The organism is Shewanella sp. c952 (genome assembly GCF_019654975.1).
In the GTDB taxonomy this organism is placed as follows: Bacteria; Pseudomonadota; Gammaproteobacteria; order Enterobacterales; family Shewanellaceae; genus Shewanella.
Genome location: NZ_BPEW01000012.1, coordinates 94,683 through 113,417 on the forward strand (window position 1 = coordinate 94,683; position 18,735 = coordinate 113,417).

Sequence of the window (18,735 nt, forward strand, 5' to 3'; positions counted from 1 at the left end):
TAAATTAGGTATAACAGATCAGTGTTATATCGCCATATTTTCAGCTAAAACCTTCACTTATATCACCAGATATTCTAGCTAGACACTTATATGCAATATTTTACTCTAAAAAAAATCCTCCGATTTAGAAAAAACACGCTAAGGTACTGCCGCTATTTCGGAAACTTTATAATGTAACCTCCAGTTCACAGAGCTCTACAGGTTCCCATTAAAACATTTACCCATAAAAAAGCCGCTCTAAAGAGCGGCTTTTAATCAGACTAGGTTATTACCAACCAGTCTTAGTACGTAGAGCTTTACCAATGTCAGCAAGAGAACGCACAGTGGTAACGCCTGCAGCTTCTAGAGCAGCAAACTTATCTTCTGCTGTACCTTTACCGCCAGCGATAATTGCGCCAGCATGACCCATACGCTTGCCTTCCGGTGCAGTAACACCAGCAATGTATGAAACAACTGGCTTAGTTACGTTAGCTTTGATGAATTCAGCCGCTTCTTCTTCAGCAGTACCACCAATCTCACCAATCATCACGATTGCTTCAGTTTGTGGATCGTTTTGGAACATTTCCAATACGTCGATGAAGTTAGTACCAGGAATAGGGTCACCACCAATACCTACACAAGTAGATTGGCCAAAACCTTCATCAGTCGTTTGCTTAACCGCTTCGTACGTTAATGTACCAGAGCGTGAAACAATACCGACTTTACCAGGCTTGTGGATATGACCAGGCATAATACCAATCTTACACTCACCAGGAGTGATAACACCTGGACAGTTAGGACCAATCATACGAACGCCAGTCTCTTCAAGTTTAACTTTAACTTGAAGCATATCTAACGTTGGGATCCCTTCAGTAATACAAACGATTAGCTCAATGCCACCGTCGATTGCTTCTAGGATTGCATCTTTACAGAAAGGTGCAGGAACGTAGATAACAGTAGCAGTAGCGCCAGTTGCAGCAACAGCATCTTTAACAGTATTAAATACTGGAAGATCTAAATGAACCTGACCGCCTTTTCCTGGAGATACACCACCAACCATCTGAGTACCGTAAGCGATAGCTTGCTCAGAGTGGAAAGTACCTTGACCGCCAGTGAAACCCTGACAGATTACTTTAGTATCTTTATTAATTAATACAGACATTATTTGCTCTCCGCAGCTTTAACGACTTGCTCAGCTGCATCAGTAAGACTTGTAGCAGCAATGATGTCTAGATCAGAGTTAGCAAGAACTTCACGACCAAGATCAGCGTTAGTACCTTCAAGACGAACAACAACAGGAACTTCAACGCCAACTTCTTTAACAGCGCCAATGATGCCTTCAGCAATCATGTCACAACGAACGATACCGCCGAAGATGTTCACAAGAACAGCTTTAACGTTAGAGTCAGACAAGATGATCTTGAATGCTTCAGCAACACGTTCTTTTGTCGCTCCGCCGCCAACGTCTAGGAAGTTAGCTGGCTTGCCACCGTGCAGGTTTACGATATCCATCGTACCCATTGCAAGGCCTGCGCCGTTAACCATGCAGCCAACGTTTCCGTCTAGTGCTACGTAGTTAAGCTCGAACTTAGCCGCGTGAGCTTCACGAGCATCATCTTGTGATGGATCGTGCATTTCACGGATTTTAGGCTGACGGAATAAAGCGTTACCGTCGATACCAATCTTGCCATCAAGACAGTGAATGTTGCCTTCGTCTGTGATTACAAGCGGGTTAATTTCAAGCAGCGCGAAATCATGATCTTCAAACATTTTCGCTAAGCCCATAAAGACTTTAGTGAACTGCTTCATTTGAGTTGGAGTTAGACCCAACTTAAAGCCAAGATCACGAGCCTGGTATGGCTGAGGACCTGTTATAGGGTCAATGATCGCTTTGTGAATTAGCTCTGGCGTTTCTTCTGCCACAGTTTCAATTTCAACGCCGCCTTCAGTTGATGCCATGAACACAACACGTTGTGTAGCACGGTCAACAACAGCACCTAAGTACAATTCATTTGCAATGTCAGTACAGCTTTCTACTAAGATTTTAGCAACTGGCTGACCCTTCTCATCAGTTTGGTAAGTCACTAAGTTCTTACCTAACCAATTTTCAGCAAATGCTCTTATCTCTTCTTTATCGCCAGTGACTTTAACGCCACCTGCTTTACCACGGCCGCCTGCGTGTACTTGACACTTAACAACCCACATATCACCGCCAATATGGCCTGCAGCTTCTACAGCTTCTTGAGCTGTATCACATGCAAAACCTTCTGACACTGGTAAACCATATTCGGCAAATAAAGATTTTGCCTGATACTCATGCAAATTCATGATGATCTATCCATTATACTTCTTGTCAATTTTTCAACAGGCCCTATTGGGCCTGCAACGAGGGTATTGTCTGCCTTAACCTTAAAGGTCAAGTAACAGACGAGTTGGGTCTTCTAGGAAGTCTTTAATGGCAACCAAATAACCAACCGACTCACGACCATCTACGATACGGTGGTCGTAAGAAAGTGCGAGGTACATCATAGGCAGGATTTCAACCTGACCATTTACTGCCATAGGACGATCTTTGATGGCATGCATGCCTAAAATCGCGCTTTGTGGCAGGTTCAAAATTGGGGTAGACATCAATGAACCGAATACACCACCGTTAGTCACTGTGAAGTTACCACCAGTCATGTCAGCAACGGTTAATTTACCGTCACGTCCCTTAAGTGCAAGCTCACGAACATTACGTTCGATATCAGCAAGGCTCATCTTATCGGTATCACGCAAAACAGGAGTCACAAGGCCACGAGGCGTTGAAACAGCAATGCTGATATCGAAGTAGTTGTGATAAACAATTTCATCACCGTCAATTGAAGCGTTAACTTCAGGGAAGCGTTTAAGTGCTTCGGTCACTGCTTTAACGTAGAAAGACATAAAGCCCAAACGGATACCATGACGCTTCTCAAAAATCTCTTGATACTGCTTACGGATATCCATAATTGGTTTCATGTTAACTTCGTTAAACGTTGTTAGCATGGCAGTCGAGTTTTTAGCTTCTAACAGACGATTAGCAATCGTCTTACGAAGACGTGTCATTGGTACACGTTTCTCGCTACGATCAGCAAGCGGTGCAGCCACTGCAGCCGGAGCGCTTGCTGGCGCTGGAGCTGCTTTAGCATTCTTAACGAAGGCTTCTACGTCTTCTTTAGTGATACGTCCGCCAACACCGCTGCCTTTAACGGCTGCTGCATCAACGTTATGTTCAGCAATTAAACGACGAACTGAAGGACTTAGTGCATCACTTGTCTCTTCAGTTTCTGCCGGGCTTGCTGCTTCTGCTTCTGCTTTAGTCACTTCTTGACCGGCAACTGCGCCGGCAACAAAGTTAGCGATAACAGCTTCGCCTAAGACAGTTTCGCCCTCTTCCGCTAGGAATTCAGCAATTTGACCATCTTCAGGTGCGACAACTTCAAGTACGACTTTATCAGTTTCAATATCAACAAGGATTTGATCACGAGAAACTTGCTCGCCAGCTTGAACATGCCAAGTAGCAATAGTTGCATCAGCAACAGATTCTGGCAGAACGGGTACCTTAATTTCGATACTCATGGATAACGATCCTTTTTATATAATGTCTATTACTACAGCTTTAATGCGCTGCTAATTAACGATTCTTGTTGCTGAGCGTGCAATGCAGGGTAGCCACATGCTGGCGCAGCTGAAGCTTCACGACCGGCATAACTCAATTGAGCTCCTGCAGGTATAACGCTCCAGAAGTGATGCTGGCTACAATACCAAGCACCTTGGTTTTGAGGTTCTTCTTGGCACCAAACGAAATCTTTAACGTGAGCATAGTCAGCAAGCGCTGCGGCAGCTTCTTCATGTGGGAACGGATAAAGCTGTTCAACACGAATAAGTGCGACGTTATCTTGACCTTCTTTGCGACGACGCTCTAGTAGCTCAAAGTAAACTTTACCGCTACAGAATACGACTCTGTCGACCTTACTCGCGTCAAGTTCATCGATTTCGCCGATAACATTCTGGAATGTACCTTCAGCAAGCTCTTCCATACTCGAAACGGCTAATGGATGACGAAGCAATGACTTCGGTGACATAACAACAAGTGGACGACGCATTGGACGTACGACTTGACGACGCAACATGTGGTAAACCTGCGCCGGTGTAGATGGCACACAAACCTGCATATTGTGGTTAGCACAAAGCTGTAAGAAACGCTCTAGACGCGCACTTGAGTGCTCAGGCCCCTGACCTTCATAACCATGAGGCAGCAACATAGTAAGGCCACATAAACGGCCCCATTTTTGTTCTCCAGATGATAAGAACTGGTCAATGACCACTTGTGCACAGTTAGCAAAATCACCAAACTGAGCTTCCCAAAGTGTTAGTCCACCAGGTTCTGCAGTGGCATAACCATATTCAAATGCAAGCACTGATGCTTCTGATAAAACAGAATCAGTCAGGTCGATTGGACCTTGCACGTCAGCAATATTACGCAGTGGCATGTACGCCGTTGCGTCATTTTGATTATGCAGCACAGCATGACGATGGAAGAAAGTACCACGGCCTGAATCTTGGCCGGTAATGCGGATACGTTTCTTATCTTCAAGAATTGACGCGTAAGCTAATGTCTCAGCAAAGCCCCAATCTAGCAGCTTCTCACCTGACGCCATCAATAAACGATCTTTATAGATTTTGGCAACACGAGATTGAAGCTTGTGGCTTTCAGGAACATAACTAATTTTGTCAGCTAGGTTCTTGATTCTATCCATCGACATATGCGCGTCGTAGTCATCATTCCATTCAGCGCCAATATACGGTGTCCAATCAACTGAGTGTAACGTCATTGGACGCCACTCTTTAACGACACAATCACCGTCATCTAACGCATCACGGTAAGCATTCACCATAGAAGTTACGTCATCCGCACCCATTGCGTTTTCTGCAATGAGTTTGTCGGCGTAAATCTTTCTTGGTGTTGGATGCTTCTTAATTTTGGCATACATCAGTGGCTGAGTTGCACTCGGCTCATCGGCTTCGTTATGGCCATGACGGCGGTAACAAACCAGATCAATAACCACGTCACGCTTAAATTCGTTACGGTAATCAACAGCAAGTTGTGACACGAAAGCAACCGCTTCAGGGTCGTCAGCATTCACGTGGAAGATTGGCGCCTGTACCATCTTAGCGATATCGGTACAGTACTCAGTTGAACGAACATCTTCAGTCAGGTTAGTGGTAAAACCGACTTGATTGTTGACAACAATACGGATTGAACCGCCAACCTTGAAGCCGCGAGTTTGCGACATGTTAAAGGTTTCTTGAACAATACCCTGACCAGTTATCGCAGAATCACCGTGAATGGTAATTGGCATCACTTGCAGGCCAGTATCACACTCGCGTCTATCTAAACGTGCACGTACTGAACCAATAACCACTGGATTGACGATCTCTAAGTGAGATGGGTTAAAGGCGAGTGCAAGGTGGACGTTTCCGCCAGGCGTTTCAAAGTCTGATGAAAAACCTTGGTGATACTTAACATCACCACTACCGTTAAGCTCATCGCTGTGCTTACCAGCAAATTCGTCAAACAACTCTGACGGTTTTTTACCAAGCACATTAACAAGAACGTTCAAACGACCGCGGTGAGCCATACCAATAACCACTTCTTTGGTACCAGCATCACCCGCACGATAAATGATCTCACGCATCATAGGAACAAGCGCATCGCCACCTTCGAGTGAGAAACGTTTTGCACCTGGGAACTTAGCACCTAGGTATTTTTCGATACCTTCTGCAGCATTAAGTCCTTCAAGAATTCGAGTTTTATCGGCTTTTGAGTAGTTTGCAGCACCTAATGATGGCTCAAGACGTTGTTGGATCCAACGCTTTTCATCGGTATCGGTAATGTGCATGTACTCTGCGCCAATCGAGCCACAGTATGTCGCTTTCAAGGCTTTTACCAATTCAACGAGCTTCATGGTTTCACCACCATGAGCAAACGAACCGGTATTGAATTCACGCTGCATATCATCGCTATCTAGACCATGGAAAGCCGGGTCTAATTCAGAAACGGTATCACGTTTCCAAATGTCTAGCGGATCTAGATTCGCGTTCTGGTGACCACGAAAACGGTGCGCGTTAATCATCTGTAGGACTTTAACTTGTTTTGCATCGACTTCATGATCGGTCACCTTAGGTGAACCTTTCTGACGTCCGTCTAATGCAAGACTACGAAAATAGTCACGTACTTTAGAGTGGGCAGCTTCAGGCACTTCACTAGAGGTACCATTCACTAGAGGGAGGTTATCAAACACGACACGCCAGTCTTCGGTTATTGACTGAGGGTCTTCTTGATAGGCTTCATACATCTCTTCTACATAGGTCGAATTCGCGCCATTTAGATGAGACGATTCAAGCCAGGCTTTCATGATGCCTTGGTGCATTTCTATTCCTTTCAAACTGTATACACGTGCTTAGCCAAAGTCATAAATACAGATAGTTTGAGCAAACTCAAATTGTCTGTAATCTCTGTAGCCCCGAGAGTTCCAGATTATCTTTATATTTGTCTTCCATGACACAAAAAGAGTCACTTCCAATAAAGAAAGTGACTCTCATAGAGCTATATCAATATCGGCTCTTTAAACTGCATTAAATGGCTCTCTTCAAAAGCATAGACTTAATGTGTCCAATTGCTTTCGTCGGATTAAGCCCTTTAGGACAAACGTCAACACAGTTCATGATGCCATGACAGCGGAATACACTGTACGCATCATCAAGCTCTGATAGACGTTCTTCAGTCGCGGTATCGCGGCTGTCGATCAAGAAGCGGTATGCGTGCAGCAAGCCACTTGGACCGATGAACTTATCAGGGTTCCACCAGAATGATGGACAAGCCGTAGAACAACATGCACACATAATACACTCATAGAGTCCATCTAAATGCTCACGTTCTTCAGGTGATTGCAGATGCTCACGCGCAGGCGTTTTTTCATCGTTAATCAAGTACGGCTTAATCTTTTCATACTGAGTGTAGAACTGAGTTAAGTCGACGATTAAGTCGCGCACTACAGGCATACCTGGTAGTGGGCGGATCTCAATCTTCTTGTTCTTGAAGGTAGAAACTGGCGTGATACACGCAAGTCCATTTTTACCATTCATATTTACACCGTCACTACCACACACACCTTCACGGCATGAACGTCTAAATGACAATGTTGAATCTAACTCTTTTAGCTTTATCAGTGCATCCAGTACCATCATATCGGTACCTTCATCCACTTCTAAAGTGTAATCCTTCATGTATGGCTTAGTATCTACATCAGGATTGTAGCGATAAACTGCAAATTCCAATTTCATCGGGGCTTCTCCTTAGTAAGTACGTTTGATAGGCGGGAATGCGGCACGAAGCTTAGGCTCCATGTTCACATCACGCTTAGTCATTAGCTCGGTAACTGGGTCAAATACACTGTGGCATAACCAGTTTTCATCATCACGGTCTAAGAAATCTTCACGTGAATGCGCACCACGACTTTCCGTACGGAAGTTAGCTGCGGTTGCAGTTGCAATCGCTGTCGCCATCAAATTATCAAGCTCTAAACATTCGATACGTTGAGTATTAAACTCAGATGAATTGTCAGACAGCTTGGCATTCTCTAAACGGGTACGAATCGCTTTAAGCTCTTTAAGGCCTTCAGCCATTGCGTCGCCACTTCTAAATACAGAGAAGTTAAGCTGCATACAAAGTTGTAGATCTTTACGGATAACCGCAGGATCTTCACCGTCTTTGTTGCTTTCCCAACGATTCAAGCGAGCTAGCGATGATTCGATATCAGCATCTGAAGCATCTTTAGGATTAGGTGTTGCATCAAGTGCTTTACCTAAGTGTTGACCCGCAGCTCGCCCAAATACCACTAAATCGAGTAGTGAGTTACCACCTAGACGGTTAGCGCCGTGTACTGATACACAAGCAATCTCACCCACAGCGAATAAACCAACGATATCTTCTTCAGTGCCGTCGTCATTTTGACGAAGAACCTGACCACTTACTTTAGCTGGCAAGCCACCCATCATATAGTGACAAGTCGGTAATACTGGAATTGGACCATCTGCAGGATCGATATGTGCGAATGTACGAGACAATTCACAAACACCAGGAAGGCGCGCTTCAAGGGTTTCTTTACCTAAGTGATCAAGTTTTAGTAAACAGTGCGGACCTAAAGGACCGTCAAGACCACGACCTTCGCGGATTTCAGTCATCATAGAACGTGCAACCACGTCACGAGATGCCAAATCTTTAGCGTTTGGAGCATAACGCTCCATGAAGCGCTCGCCGTCTTTGTTCAGCAGGTATCCGCCTTCACCACGACAACCTTCAGTCACAAGAACACCTGCGCCAGCAATACCCGTTGGGTGGAACTGCCACATTTCCATGTCTTGCATTTGAACGCCAGCGCGCATCGCCATGCCCACACCGTCACCAGTGTTAATGTGCGCGTTAGTGGTAGATGCGTAAATACGCCCTGCTCCACCAGTCGCTAGAATGGTTGCTTTTGCTTTAAAGTAAACGATTTCGCCAGTTTCAATTTCGATTGCAGTACAACCGACAATGACACCGTCTTCGTTTTTAACTAAATCGAGTGCGTACCACTCTGAGAAAACTTCAGTCTTATGTTTAACATTTTGCTGGTATAAGCAATGAAGAAGCGCGTGACCGGTACGGTCAGCCGCTGCTGCGGTACGTGCAGCTTGCTCGCCACCAAAGTTTTTAGACTGGCCGCCGAATGGGCGTTGGTAAATAGTACCGTTTTCAAATCGAGAGAAAGGTAGACCCATTTGCTCAAGTTCGATGACCGCTTCCGGTCCGGTTTTACACATAAATTCGATAGCTTCTTGGTCACCGATAAAATCAGAACCTTTCACAGTATCGTACATGTGCTGTTCCCAGTGATCTTCATGGGCATTACCCAGCGCTACGGTAATACCACCCTGCGCAGATACTGTATGAGAACGAGTAGGGAAAACTTTAGATAACAGCGCGCAGCTCTTACCTTCTTTAGAAATTTGTAGTGCCGCGCGCATACCTGCGCCACCAGCGCCGATAACAACCGCGTCAAATTCGCGAACTGGAATACCCACTTAAACACCCCACACTATCAAAATGCCTGCTGCCAAATAAGAGAAGGCTGCTACGACAAAAACAAACTGAAGTACACCACGTAGAGACACACACTTAACGTAATCGGTAAGTACCTGCCAAATACCAATCCATGAATGGACTAGAATCGCAACCAGTGCGAGAAGTGTGAAGACTTTCATTGGCAGAGCACTGAACAACCCGTGCCATGCATCATAAGTCAGTGGAGAGCTACATGCGATAAAACCAACCATAAAAATAGTGTAACAGGCTAGAATTACTGCACTTGCACGTATAAGAATAAAGTCATGGACACCGCTGCGACCAAGACTTGCTGCATTTGTTACCATACCCAAATCCCCGCAATGATTGAAAACACTACTGACAATGCAATAGCGACTTTAGCTGAAGTTAATCCTGAAGAGAGTTCTTCCCAGTAACCGGCATCCATCACTAAGTGGCGCAAACCCACTATCAAGTGATAACCCAGTGCAGTAAGAATTCCCCAAACGATAAACTTAACGATAAAGCTATCAAAAAGAGATTGGACGCCAGCAAAACTTTCCGCGGATGCTAATGATTCATTAAGCAACCAGATAAGGATACCGACAGCAAACAACATAATAACGCCCGATACACGATGTAGGATGGACGCGATGGCCGTTGCAGGAAACTTTACAGTCTGCAGATCTAAATGGACAGGTCTTTGCTTTTTCACGTTCTGCTCACTCTGCTCAATTGAGCTAATTTTTGTTATACGAACCGCTTTTGCTTGGATCTTCATCCGTGAACTAAGTCACAGTTTGCGCCCTTCACAAAAGAAAACTTTAAACAAACATTTAACAGTTTAGCGAGCACTAATTAAGTATGTAAAAAAGTGATAACTATTCGCTAATGTCTGCAGCTCATCTGAGCCGCAGCAAGTATACGTGGGTGAAATGTCAAATACAAACATCACATTATGGAAATATAGTTTTTTTGGTAAAAAAATCTGCCAAGTGGCTGTTGCAACAAGTGGTTACACTTGAATAAGACCATGGTCTAAGAAATTTAAACGCTTATTTAAATTGAAATGTGACCCAGATCCACTGTAAAGTATTGGCGTTTGATAAGCCGCACTCAATAAGAATGAAGTAAGGAGAATGGGGTATGGCTGAAAATATAGCCAAGTTAGAACTACCAGGGAATGATTCAATCGATCTGCCGATCAAAAAAGGAACGGCAGGATTTGATGTAATTGACATCAGTAAACTAGGTAGCAAAGGGCACTTTACCTTCGATCCAGGATTTCTCGCAACAGCCTCCTGTGAATCAGCAATCACTTATATCGACGGCGCACAAGGGATCTTGCTTCACCGCGGTTACCCAATTGGCGAGCTGGCCGTAGATTCTGATTATTTAGATCTATGCTATTTGTTGCTTTACGGAGAGCTTCCGAATAAAGCACAGTACGAATCTTTCGTGCATATGGTTAAAAACCACACCATGGTGAATGAGCAACTTGCAAGCTTCTTTAGAGGTTTCAGACGTGATGCTCACCCAATGGCGATGCTATGTGGTGTTACAGGTGCCCTATCGGCATTCTACCAAGACTCTTTGGACGTGAATGACGAACGTCACCGTGAAATTGCTGCTTTCCGTTTGGTATCTAAGATGCCTACAATTGCGGCGATGTGCTACAAGTACTCTATCGGTCAACCGTTTGTATACCCACGTAACGACCTAAGCTACGCAGGTAACTTCCTAAGCATGATGTTTGCTGTGCCATGTGAAGAGTACAAGGTTAACCCAATCGTTGAACGTGCAATGGATCGTATCTTCATACTACATGCCGATCACGAGCAGAATGCATCAACTTCAACTGTACGTTTAGCAGGTTCATCTGGGGCTAACCCATTTGCTTGTATCGCTGCGGGTATCGCGTCTCTTTGGGGACCGGCTCATGGTGGTGCAAACGAAGCTTGCCTAAACATGCTTGAAGAGATTGGTAGTGTTGATCGTATTCCTGAGTTCATTGCACGTGCCAAGGATAAAGAAGATCCTTTCCGTCTAATGGGCTTCGGACACCGTGTTTACAAGAACTTCGACCCTCGCGCAAAAGTAATGCGTGAAACCTGTCATGAAGTTCTGGCTGAACTTAACGTTAATGATCCATTGCTAGATGTTGCAATGGAACTTGAACGTATCGCACTAGAAGACGAGTATTTCGTCTCTAAAAAGCTATATCCAAATGTTGATTTCTACTCAGGGATCATCATGAAGGCTATTGGTATTCCAACGAGCATGTTCACTGTACTGTTCGCCCTAGCGCGCACAGTGGGTTGGATTGCACATTGGAAAGAGATGCTAGACCAGCCTGGTCACAAGATCAGCCGTCCACGTCAGTTATACACTGGTGATGCAGAACGTAGCTTTGTTGCTAAAGACAAACGCGGTTAATTGCACTTAATTAAGTAATTAACACTAAAAGGCACTCATTGAGTGTCTTTTTTATTGCCAGACATAGCATGTTCACCCAGTTATAGTTCGCCCTTGCGCGCACAGTAGGTTGGATTGCACATTGGAAAGAGATGCTAGATCAGCCTGGTCACAAGATCAGCCGTCCGCGTCAGTTATACACTGGTGATGCAGAACGTCTTTTCATCATGGAAAGTGTTGCTAAAGACAAACGCGGTTAATTACACTTAATTAAGTAATTAACACTAAAAGGCACTCATTGAGTGCCTTTTTTATTGGCTGACATAGCACGTTTACCTTTTGCTATCTGTCTAGCAACTCACCCTGAAGCAGAGCCGAGTGTTCACCCATTTAGCATCAGTGGTTTCGATAAACTGCGGTGCTGCTGAACAGGATATTTGCATGTATTGACGCATAGAAGTGAACGAATGACCGCATGTGCAGACGCGACTATCTCTCAGGACTCAGGACTCAGCACTCAGCACTAACTATAAACGTTAACTCTGAACATTTATTCTTGATGGTAGAGCGCATATTTCAGAATATAAATCTGCTCAACAACTCGGTTTTCGATACTAAGAATAACCGAGTAGTCGGACATGCTGCAGTATTTCTAGCTTTTAAGATATACAATCTCGTGTAAACTGCTTTCGTTATAAACCTTGGTTTTATTATTCCGAGTAACAGTTAACACCTCTTCACCAATATAACGATATACATCTTCACCCGGTAGCAACTTGCCCTCTTCTATCATCACAATATCAGCAAGCTTAACGTTCAAGGTGAAGCTTACATCTTCCTTTGTCCCAGATAAGGTGAACTCTTTTGCAAATGTATAACCCATCGTTTCATCAGTCATTGTTACGTTTACTTCGCCATCAAAACTAACAGGGTTGTCTCCATCTCTTGCATCTGTAGGAGTCATTAACAAGCTATCTTCGGTGGTCACTAAAGCAATGGGCATTCCGACAGTATCATCGTCATTCATAAACATCGCATAGTCGATAGATATGTCAGGAGTATGAACTTTACCCCAGTACCAGTTTTTGAAAGTACCCGCTAGATTTTTATCCCCCCAATTATGATCGTGGTAACCTACACCTTTAACCATAGTAGTTTGACCATCTTTGTAGATCTCCCCTTCGATATCGCCAGAAGGCACTGCAACCGTCCAAGGTAACGGGAATGGGACACCCTCGGTAGTAAATGGATGATTCTTTTTGCTTAGGCGAAGCTTTGCTCCATATCCCTCAATCAAAGTATAGATTTCATAATAGTCACCACAGTCACGGCAATACTCCTCGCCAAAGGTAACATCACATTTGTCGTAACTAGTTGTCACTTCACTTTCAGGATAGATCGTCATTTTCCAAATATCGGGCTTACCTTGAGGGTATATGTTCAACCTTACTGAAGGCGCTCGAGGCTTAAGTCTTGTATCATTAAGAGAGTACATCACCACGATGTGGTCACCATTATCAAGATGCGCATCGAAATACCACCACTCAAAATGTTCTTCCCGGTTCGAAATTGGAAAGTCGATATGTGTTGCATCAGCTTTAACATAATTATTCATTTTTATGCCTCTTATAGTTAAAAAGTAGATAAATATACAATTTGCAAAAGTCCGAATACGCTTGAGGGATAGGCTTCATTCACAGGAATAAATCACTGTTAAGGTTATCTTCCAGGCCTAAACACGGTGTTCAAGAATATAAACTTCGATGTCATTTCAATTTAATCAAATCTCTCCTGTTATTTGATAGTCAATCTTTCCGTATTTACCGCTACGAAAGTCCTCGTAGGCCTGACCAATTTCTTCAACGGTGTTCATAACAAAGGGCCCGTGGGATACTATTTTCTCTTCATAAGGTTCACCACCAAATAACAGAATCTCTAGTTCTTTATTTGCCTTATTGGAAATAGTAATACCTGTATCATTGCTATCAAAAACGACTAATTCTCTTGCACTAATCTCAATATCGTTGAAGAGTGCATTTCCATTAGGTAAGTAACCGCCATACTCTAATCCTTCGAGAGTCTTCAATTCTATCGATGCTTTACCAGACAACTTTATGTGCCAAATGAATTGCTGAGTAAAAGCTGGTATGGGAGAAGATTTACCGCCATATTCCCCTAACAGAACTTTTAACGTGGCTTGTCCATCAGCTAGCTGAATAAGTGGTAATTCTTCAGCTTGAACTGGCATGTAATCAGGTGCTTGCTCTTTAATTTCAGCCGGAAGGTTCACCCAAAACTGAAAGCCGTAGAATGCCCCTCCACTAACACGAAATTCTTCAGGTATAACTTCATCATGGATAACACCGTTTCCCGCATTCATCCACTGCACACCACCCGCCTTAACTCGGCCATAGCCGCCATTACTATCGAAATGAATTAGCTCCCCTTTCAGTAAGTAGGTAAAAGTAGCAATGCCACGATGAGGATGTGCAAAAGAGCCATTTGGCGCTGAAAACTCACCTGGTAATAAGTTTTTCTCAAGAATATGATCTAAGAATATAATTGGCCCGACTCTAGGAGTTAAATCGCTAGGTAAAGCTCTCACGATATCAATAGGTCCCACTTTGTCCGCTATAGCCTTCTCTTTAGTAATAATTGGTTTCATAGTTCCACCTATAAATGCTTACAACAGGTATATCTTCTGTCTTGCTAAAATGACCAATAACCCAATTAGGACACTAATTTTGCTTTAACTGCAGAGCGGTTGAGCCAAGCCAGAATTCCACATAGCATTAAAAGAATGATGCCTGGCAACGCCGCTTTTTCAGGATCAAGCACTAAGTGATATGCGATTGCACCAACCATTATTCCTGAAAGCCCTAAAGCTGCTAAAAATCGAAATTTGGGAACAAAAAGCCCAATCGCACCAGCTATTTCTAACACACCAACAACTTTAGCCATTGCAAGCATATTCATATGAACAAATGGGAGCAGAACTTGCTCTACGCCCACTAACTTAGCCCCACCAGCAGCGACAAAAACCAATCCGAGGAGCCCCGTTAGTAGCCAATGTGTAATAGACTTCTTAGTAATCTGAGCCATGCAATATTTCCTTAAATTTAAATGTTGTAAAAAGATTAGCGTAGAGCGAGTAAAATACATATTTATACTTTATTATTAAAAATATAACTTTTACTTAAGTTGATCGAGATTACAGATGAAATTAGAACAGTTAAAAGTCATGCAAGCTTTAATAAAAACAGGTTCGGTCAAATCTGCCTCTGAACTACTACACAAAACACAACCCGCAATTAGTCAGGCTTTAAAGGCATTAGAGTTTGAAAGTGGGGCTAAGCTATTCGACCGTTCAGGTTATAGATTAGAGCTAACCTCAATAGGACGGCGGTTTTATCAGCAATCTTTGAGGGTGCTAGAAGAAGCTGATGATTTGTCACAACTATTACTTCACTTTAATAAAAAGAACGAAGAAAAAATATGCATAGCGCTAGATGCAAATACGGATTTAAATGCTTTAGCGCCTATGCTTAAGCTGTTGCAGAATGAGTATCCTGAAACACAAATTAAATTAAAAACAGAAGTTCTCTCAGGAACAATTCAAATGATAAAGGACGGTAATGCTGATATTGGTATCGCTCCCATTATGCCATTCTTATTAGAAGAAGAAGGGTTTGACTATCTTCCACTCTATCAATCACAGCTACGAAATGTCGCCACTCCAGCGCTTGTTGAGCAGATGAAAAGTGCAAAAAAAGTGTCTGACTTAAGGCGGTTTCAACAAGTCATTATGAATGATTCAGGCAAAGCGGAAGGAGTATTTAATCGAAACTTTGGCGTTCAGATGGGCCAAAGGCGATGGTTGGTCAGTGATTTAGCAACCAAAAAGCAATTACTCGTTACAGGGTTGGGCTGGGGGCGGTTACCCGCGCACTTAGTTGATGATGAAATAAATAAAGGATTACTATCAGAAATTAAGCTTGAAGATACCCACTTGGCATTGGATATTAACTTCTTTGCTTTTAGAAGGAACTCTCCCGCCATTAATGGCCCTGTGGCCTCAACTATTTGGGAGGTTTTAAAGAATTAGATATTCCATGGTTTTTTGTGAGCCATTATGTAACTTTGCGATTAGACATAATAGATTTATACATTCACTCCTTTAGTACAACGTGACTCAAGCGTTAACGACTCATACAGCGCAAACATGTCAGCTTTGCCAATTATAATGTTTTAAATGCCAACATCTAACAGTAACAAGAGTCGTCATCGTGAGCTTTACACTAGTGAGGCAGCACGTAGCTTTATTGCTAATGACTCAACTAATCGCTCTAAGTTAAGTAATTAGCACTAAAAGTTCACTCTTAGCTGCATTTTTATTGGCTCGCCAGCATGTTCAGCGTTTGCTATCTGCCTAGTAACTCACTTTTGGACAAAACCTTGTTAGAGTTAAAGCGCTTGGGGTGTTGAGTTTCTTTAGGGAAAGTATGGCAAACGGATATGCGGTAACGCCTCGTTAAGAGGCAAATAATGGTTGGCTAAAATAGCGAGGAACGAGCAAAAGCAAACTGTTTTTTGTCCGTTTAAGCAACTTTTTAAGTTTGCTATTTCAATAACTGAACTACTTCTAACACATCTTCTTCAGGTATTTTATCAAGGCTAAATACTTGATAAAAGTTATGCCCTAAATTTGTTGCATAAAGCCAAGCGGGGATTAATGAACCTAGACCCCAAGTTGTTCGTAATTCTTGTTTATGATCACCTTGATATATAAGATTGAGATCCTTTATATCTTGTACCTCTTGCAAGATACTCCAAAGCTCACCAGTAACATTTTTACCTGTTAAATCATGATCCCTTGTTGGGTTACCAATTCGACAAAAAAGATTCATTAAACAAAGTTGTCTATACGTCAATTTTTCAAAGACTTGTAAAAAGTAACTAGCTCTATTTATATCGATATCATCTCGAAAAGAAATATTTGAAAAGAATTTTCCACCATATTGTACCTTTCGTTCTTCATAAGAGGTTTTACACTTAAGAAGAGTGCCTTCTAAAATATCTTCAGCATCACTTCTCTTTGCGCTATTTTCATTAAAAAAGCCATCATCTCTGATTTTTTCACCTGAATTTAGCCTATCACTTATGTCAGCAAGAGCTATGGCTACACCTGCGCCAATTCGCATTTCTTCTTTTGGTGAGATGTAACTATCATGGATATCGGAACCAATAGAAGTTATTGCTTTTCCTAAGGCAGTCCCTGCAGCAGCTCCTGCTGCTAGTCCAATTGGCCCTGAAGCCAGAAAACCTAATGCTGCGCCAATTGCACTGCCAGCTAATTCTCCACCATGGTTTATTAGGCTTTTTGTTTTATCACTTTTCTGATTCATAAGCACCTATAGTCGAAAGCAAATTTAACGCCACATTAAGCGGCAAATAAATAGTTGGCTAAAATAAGCGAGGCACGAGCAAAAAGCCAACTGTTTTTTGTCCGTTTGAATGCCTTGTTAGCTTGCGGTTACAACTTTATCTGGGTGCTTTACTACATAATTCATTGCTGCAGATGTACCATAAGAAAACAATAAAGATAGAACTGCTACAAAACTATTGAGAACACTAAACCACTCTGATATTTCCTCTGCTAATGTTAGCCAAAAAACTAGTGCAGCACAGCTCATGAAAAGTGCCATAAAACATAATTGAAATACTAATAACCCAGCGACAGGAAGCTTACCTTGAGCAGACGATGCTCCTTTAAGTAAACTAAACATTGCTATTCCTGCAATGATCATTGCCGCCATAGGCAATTCAGGACTTAACAAAAAGCTTTGAAAAGAACTATTTAATAAGTGCGCGATTGAATATAAAAGAAAAGGGAATAAGACAAATGCTATTTCCACTCCTGCTTCACGATAAGCCCAAACTTTATCATTAGATCTGTCTTTAACATTACCAAATAGCATTGCATAAACCATAGGTAATAACATGAAGAGTAAAACATTGCATGCCCAAAAAAATGGGGAATCAAAAGGTAGTGAAGGTAACAACTTATTCTCCTTAGAAAGCTAACGCCTCATTAAGAGACAAATAATTGTTGGCTAAAATAGGCGACGAAGGAGCCAATAGCCAACTGCTATTTGTCCTGCTTTAATGACTTGTTATAACGGCTATTTAGCCGCACTTGGTTTTTATTGTTAAGCCATCTTTATACGCAAAATATTCGGTGCAACTTTTACCGTTAATTTTAACGATTCTTTCACCTGAAGATGAAACATAATCAGCTTCGCTAAAGCTAATAAAGCCACTTTTATCAAGATCCATTTCAGTAAACAAATATCTGGAATCTAAGATGTTCGTTATGTAGAAAGCAAGTGAAGCAAGTGAAGCAAGCACAATTAGACTTAAGAAACCCATTAGATATTTCATAAAAACTCCAACCACACTCGAAACTCTTTAGCGTTATAACGCCCTAATAATGGGCAAAAAATTGTTGGCTAAAATGTTGAGGAACGAAAACAGCCAACTGTTTTTTGTCCTTATTTATTAGCTTGTTAGGTGTACGATTACACCATTATTATATTATTAATCTTATCTACTGCCACAGCACTTAAAGTTGGTGGACCACCACCATGCAAGTGGCTTTGAGGGTAAGATAAAAGCCAAAAACGACCGTCTATGAGATCGGTGAAAAATATATCCCAACCACATTCAGATGAACCAACCTTTTTCAAGTGATGATTAACGAGCCATTCAATACGCTTACACACAGGATCAGCTATTACACTTTTACCCGACTCCAACCAACGACCAGTTAATAAAGACTCAGATGGTTGCAGTAAATCCATTTAGTACACCTAACAGCTTATTCATTAGTCGCTCGATAACGTTCTTAGCAACTCGTTAATTTTTTAACAAGTTATCACTGCTAAGGCATTGCTGTAAATAGATAATTTCTAAGTTCAAGCTACATAAACTGCCTTGTTGAGTGAGGAGAAAGAGAGCCTAGGGTGTTCAATGGGTCCGTGTATCACTTTTTTATATTTTACATCAGTCTGATTTTTATAGGTTTTGTGAAATGTTACAAAATTATCGATGCCTAGCAGGACAGCTTTTGGCATCTTTATTTGCGCGATAATGGGTCTTTTTAGTCACTTTTAGTTATACCTGTATAAATATCC

17 protein-coding genes and 1 pseudogene are annotated in these 18,735 nt (G+C 42.4%); 3 read left to right on the forward strand and 15 right to left on the reverse strand.

Annotated features, from left to right (window positions below):
* Window positions 1–268: 268 nt before the first annotated feature.
* From sucD to sdhC, 8 genes are all read right to left on the reverse strand, one after another.
* Complete coding sequence (gene sucD, locus K5R16_RS10565; protein WP_220737520.1) at window positions 269–1,141, reverse strand: succinate--CoA ligase subunit alpha; 873 nt, start codon at window positions 1,139–1,141, stop codon at window positions 269–271.
* Window positions 1,141–2,307, reverse strand: coding sequence for an ADP-forming succinate--CoA ligase subunit beta (sucC, locus tag K5R16_RS10570; RefSeq protein WP_220737521.1), 1,167 nt, complete (start codon window positions 2,305–2,307; stop codon window positions 1,141–1,143). The genes sucD and sucC overlap by 1 nt, the downstream gene beginning before the upstream one ends.
* 81 nt (window positions 2,308–2,388) lie before the next feature.
* Window positions 2,389–3,579 (reverse strand): 2-oxoglutarate dehydrogenase complex dihydrolipoyllysine-residue succinyltransferase, encoded by a 1,191-nt coding sequence (odhB, locus tag K5R16_RS10575; protein ID WP_220737522.1) that lies wholly within the window; start codon window positions 3,577–3,579, stop codon window positions 2,389–2,391.
* Between the two features lie 32 nt (window positions 3,580–3,611).
* Complete coding sequence (gene sucA, locus K5R16_RS10580) at window positions 3,612–6,434, reverse strand: 2-oxoglutarate dehydrogenase E1 component (protein ID WP_220737523.1); 2,823 nt, start codon at window positions 6,432–6,434, stop codon at window positions 3,612–3,614.
* Between the two features lie 205 nt (window positions 6,435–6,639).
* Window positions 6,640–7,347, reverse strand: coding sequence for a succinate dehydrogenase iron-sulfur subunit (locus K5R16_RS10585; RefSeq protein WP_220737524.1), 708 nt, complete (start codon window positions 7,345–7,347; stop codon window positions 6,640–6,642).
* A 12-nt stretch (window positions 7,348–7,359) separates the two neighbouring features.
* Window positions 7,360–9,126: a succinate dehydrogenase flavoprotein subunit gene (gene sdhA / locus K5R16_RS10590; protein WP_220737525.1), complete on the reverse strand. Its 1,767-nt coding sequence runs from the start codon at window positions 9,124–9,126 to the stop codon at window positions 7,360–7,362.
* A complete protein-coding gene (gene sdhD / locus K5R16_RS10595; RefSeq protein ID WP_220737526.1) occupies window positions 9,127–9,474 on the reverse strand; it encodes a succinate dehydrogenase, hydrophobic membrane anchor protein in 348 nt (115 codons plus the stop codon).
* Window positions 9,468–9,863, reverse strand: coding sequence for a succinate dehydrogenase cytochrome b556 subunit (gene sdhC, locus K5R16_RS10600; protein ID WP_220737543.1), 396 nt, complete (start codon window positions 9,861–9,863; stop codon window positions 9,468–9,470). The genes sdhD and sdhC overlap by 7 nt, the downstream gene beginning before the upstream one ends.
* Before the next feature lie 410 nt (window positions 9,864–10,273).
* On the opposite strand from sdhC, the gene K5R16_RS10605 reads away from it, so the two are divergent.
* On the forward strand, window positions 10,274–11,563 hold the full coding sequence (locus K5R16_RS10605) for a citrate synthase (protein WP_220737527.1): 1,290 nt from the start codon (window positions 10,274–10,276) through the stop codon (window positions 11,561–11,563).
* A gap of 86 nt (window positions 11,564–11,649) precedes the next feature.
* Window positions 11,650–11,802, forward strand: a pseudogene (gene gltA / locus K5R16_RS22695) (citrate (Si)-synthase); the annotation flags it as partial.
* A 392-nt stretch (window positions 11,803–12,194) separates the two neighbouring features.
* Here the strand turns inward: gltA and K5R16_RS10610 are convergent.
* The 3 genes from K5R16_RS10610 to K5R16_RS10620 all read right to left on the reverse strand — a co-directional run bounded on the left by K5R16_RS10610 (window position 12,195) and on the right by K5R16_RS10620 (window position 14,704).
* Window positions 12,195–13,157: a hypothetical protein gene (locus K5R16_RS10610; protein WP_220737528.1), complete on the reverse strand. Its 963-nt coding sequence runs from the start codon at window positions 13,155–13,157 to the stop codon at window positions 12,195–12,197.
* A 165-nt stretch (window positions 13,158–13,322) separates the two neighbouring features.
* Entirely contained in the window at window positions 13,323–14,207 is an 885-nt protein-coding gene (locus K5R16_RS10615; protein ID WP_220737529.1) for a pirin family protein, read from the reverse strand.
* Between the two features lie 65 nt (window positions 14,208–14,272).
* On the reverse strand, window positions 14,273–14,704 hold the full coding sequence (locus K5R16_RS10620; protein ID WP_220737530.1) for a DoxX family protein: 432 nt from the start codon (window positions 14,702–14,704) through the stop codon (window positions 14,273–14,275).
* A 55-nt stretch (window positions 14,705–14,759) separates the two neighbouring features.
* Between K5R16_RS10620 and K5R16_RS10625 the strand changes: the two genes are divergently transcribed.
* Window positions 14,760–15,647: a LysR family transcriptional regulator gene (locus tag K5R16_RS10625; protein ID WP_220737531.1), complete on the forward strand. Its 888-nt coding sequence runs from the start codon at window positions 14,760–14,762 to the stop codon at window positions 15,645–15,647.
* A gap of 514 nt (window positions 15,648–16,161) precedes the next feature.
* On the opposite strand, the gene K5R16_RS10630 is transcribed toward K5R16_RS10625, so the two are convergent.
* The 4 genes from K5R16_RS10630 to K5R16_RS10645 all read right to left on the reverse strand — a co-directional run bounded on the left by K5R16_RS10630 (window position 16,162) and on the right by K5R16_RS10645 (window position 18,402).
* Complete coding sequence (locus tag K5R16_RS10630) at window positions 16,162–16,947, reverse strand: hypothetical protein (RefSeq protein ID WP_220737532.1); 786 nt, start codon at window positions 16,945–16,947, stop codon at window positions 16,162–16,164.
* A gap of 117 nt (window positions 16,948–17,064) precedes the next feature.
* Complete coding sequence (locus K5R16_RS10635; RefSeq protein WP_220737533.1) at window positions 17,065–17,604, reverse strand: hypothetical protein; 540 nt, start codon at window positions 17,602–17,604, stop codon at window positions 17,065–17,067.
* Window positions 17,605–17,728: 124 nt separating this feature from the next.
* A complete protein-coding gene (locus tag K5R16_RS10640; RefSeq protein ID WP_220737534.1) occupies window positions 17,729–17,983 on the reverse strand; it encodes a hypothetical protein in 255 nt (84 codons plus the stop codon).
* A gap of 137 nt (window positions 17,984–18,120) precedes the next feature.
* Entirely contained in the window at window positions 18,121–18,402 is a 282-nt protein-coding gene (locus K5R16_RS10645) for an Imm27 family immunity protein (protein WP_220737535.1), read from the reverse strand.
* Between the last annotated feature and the right edge of the window lie 333 nt (window positions 18,403–18,735).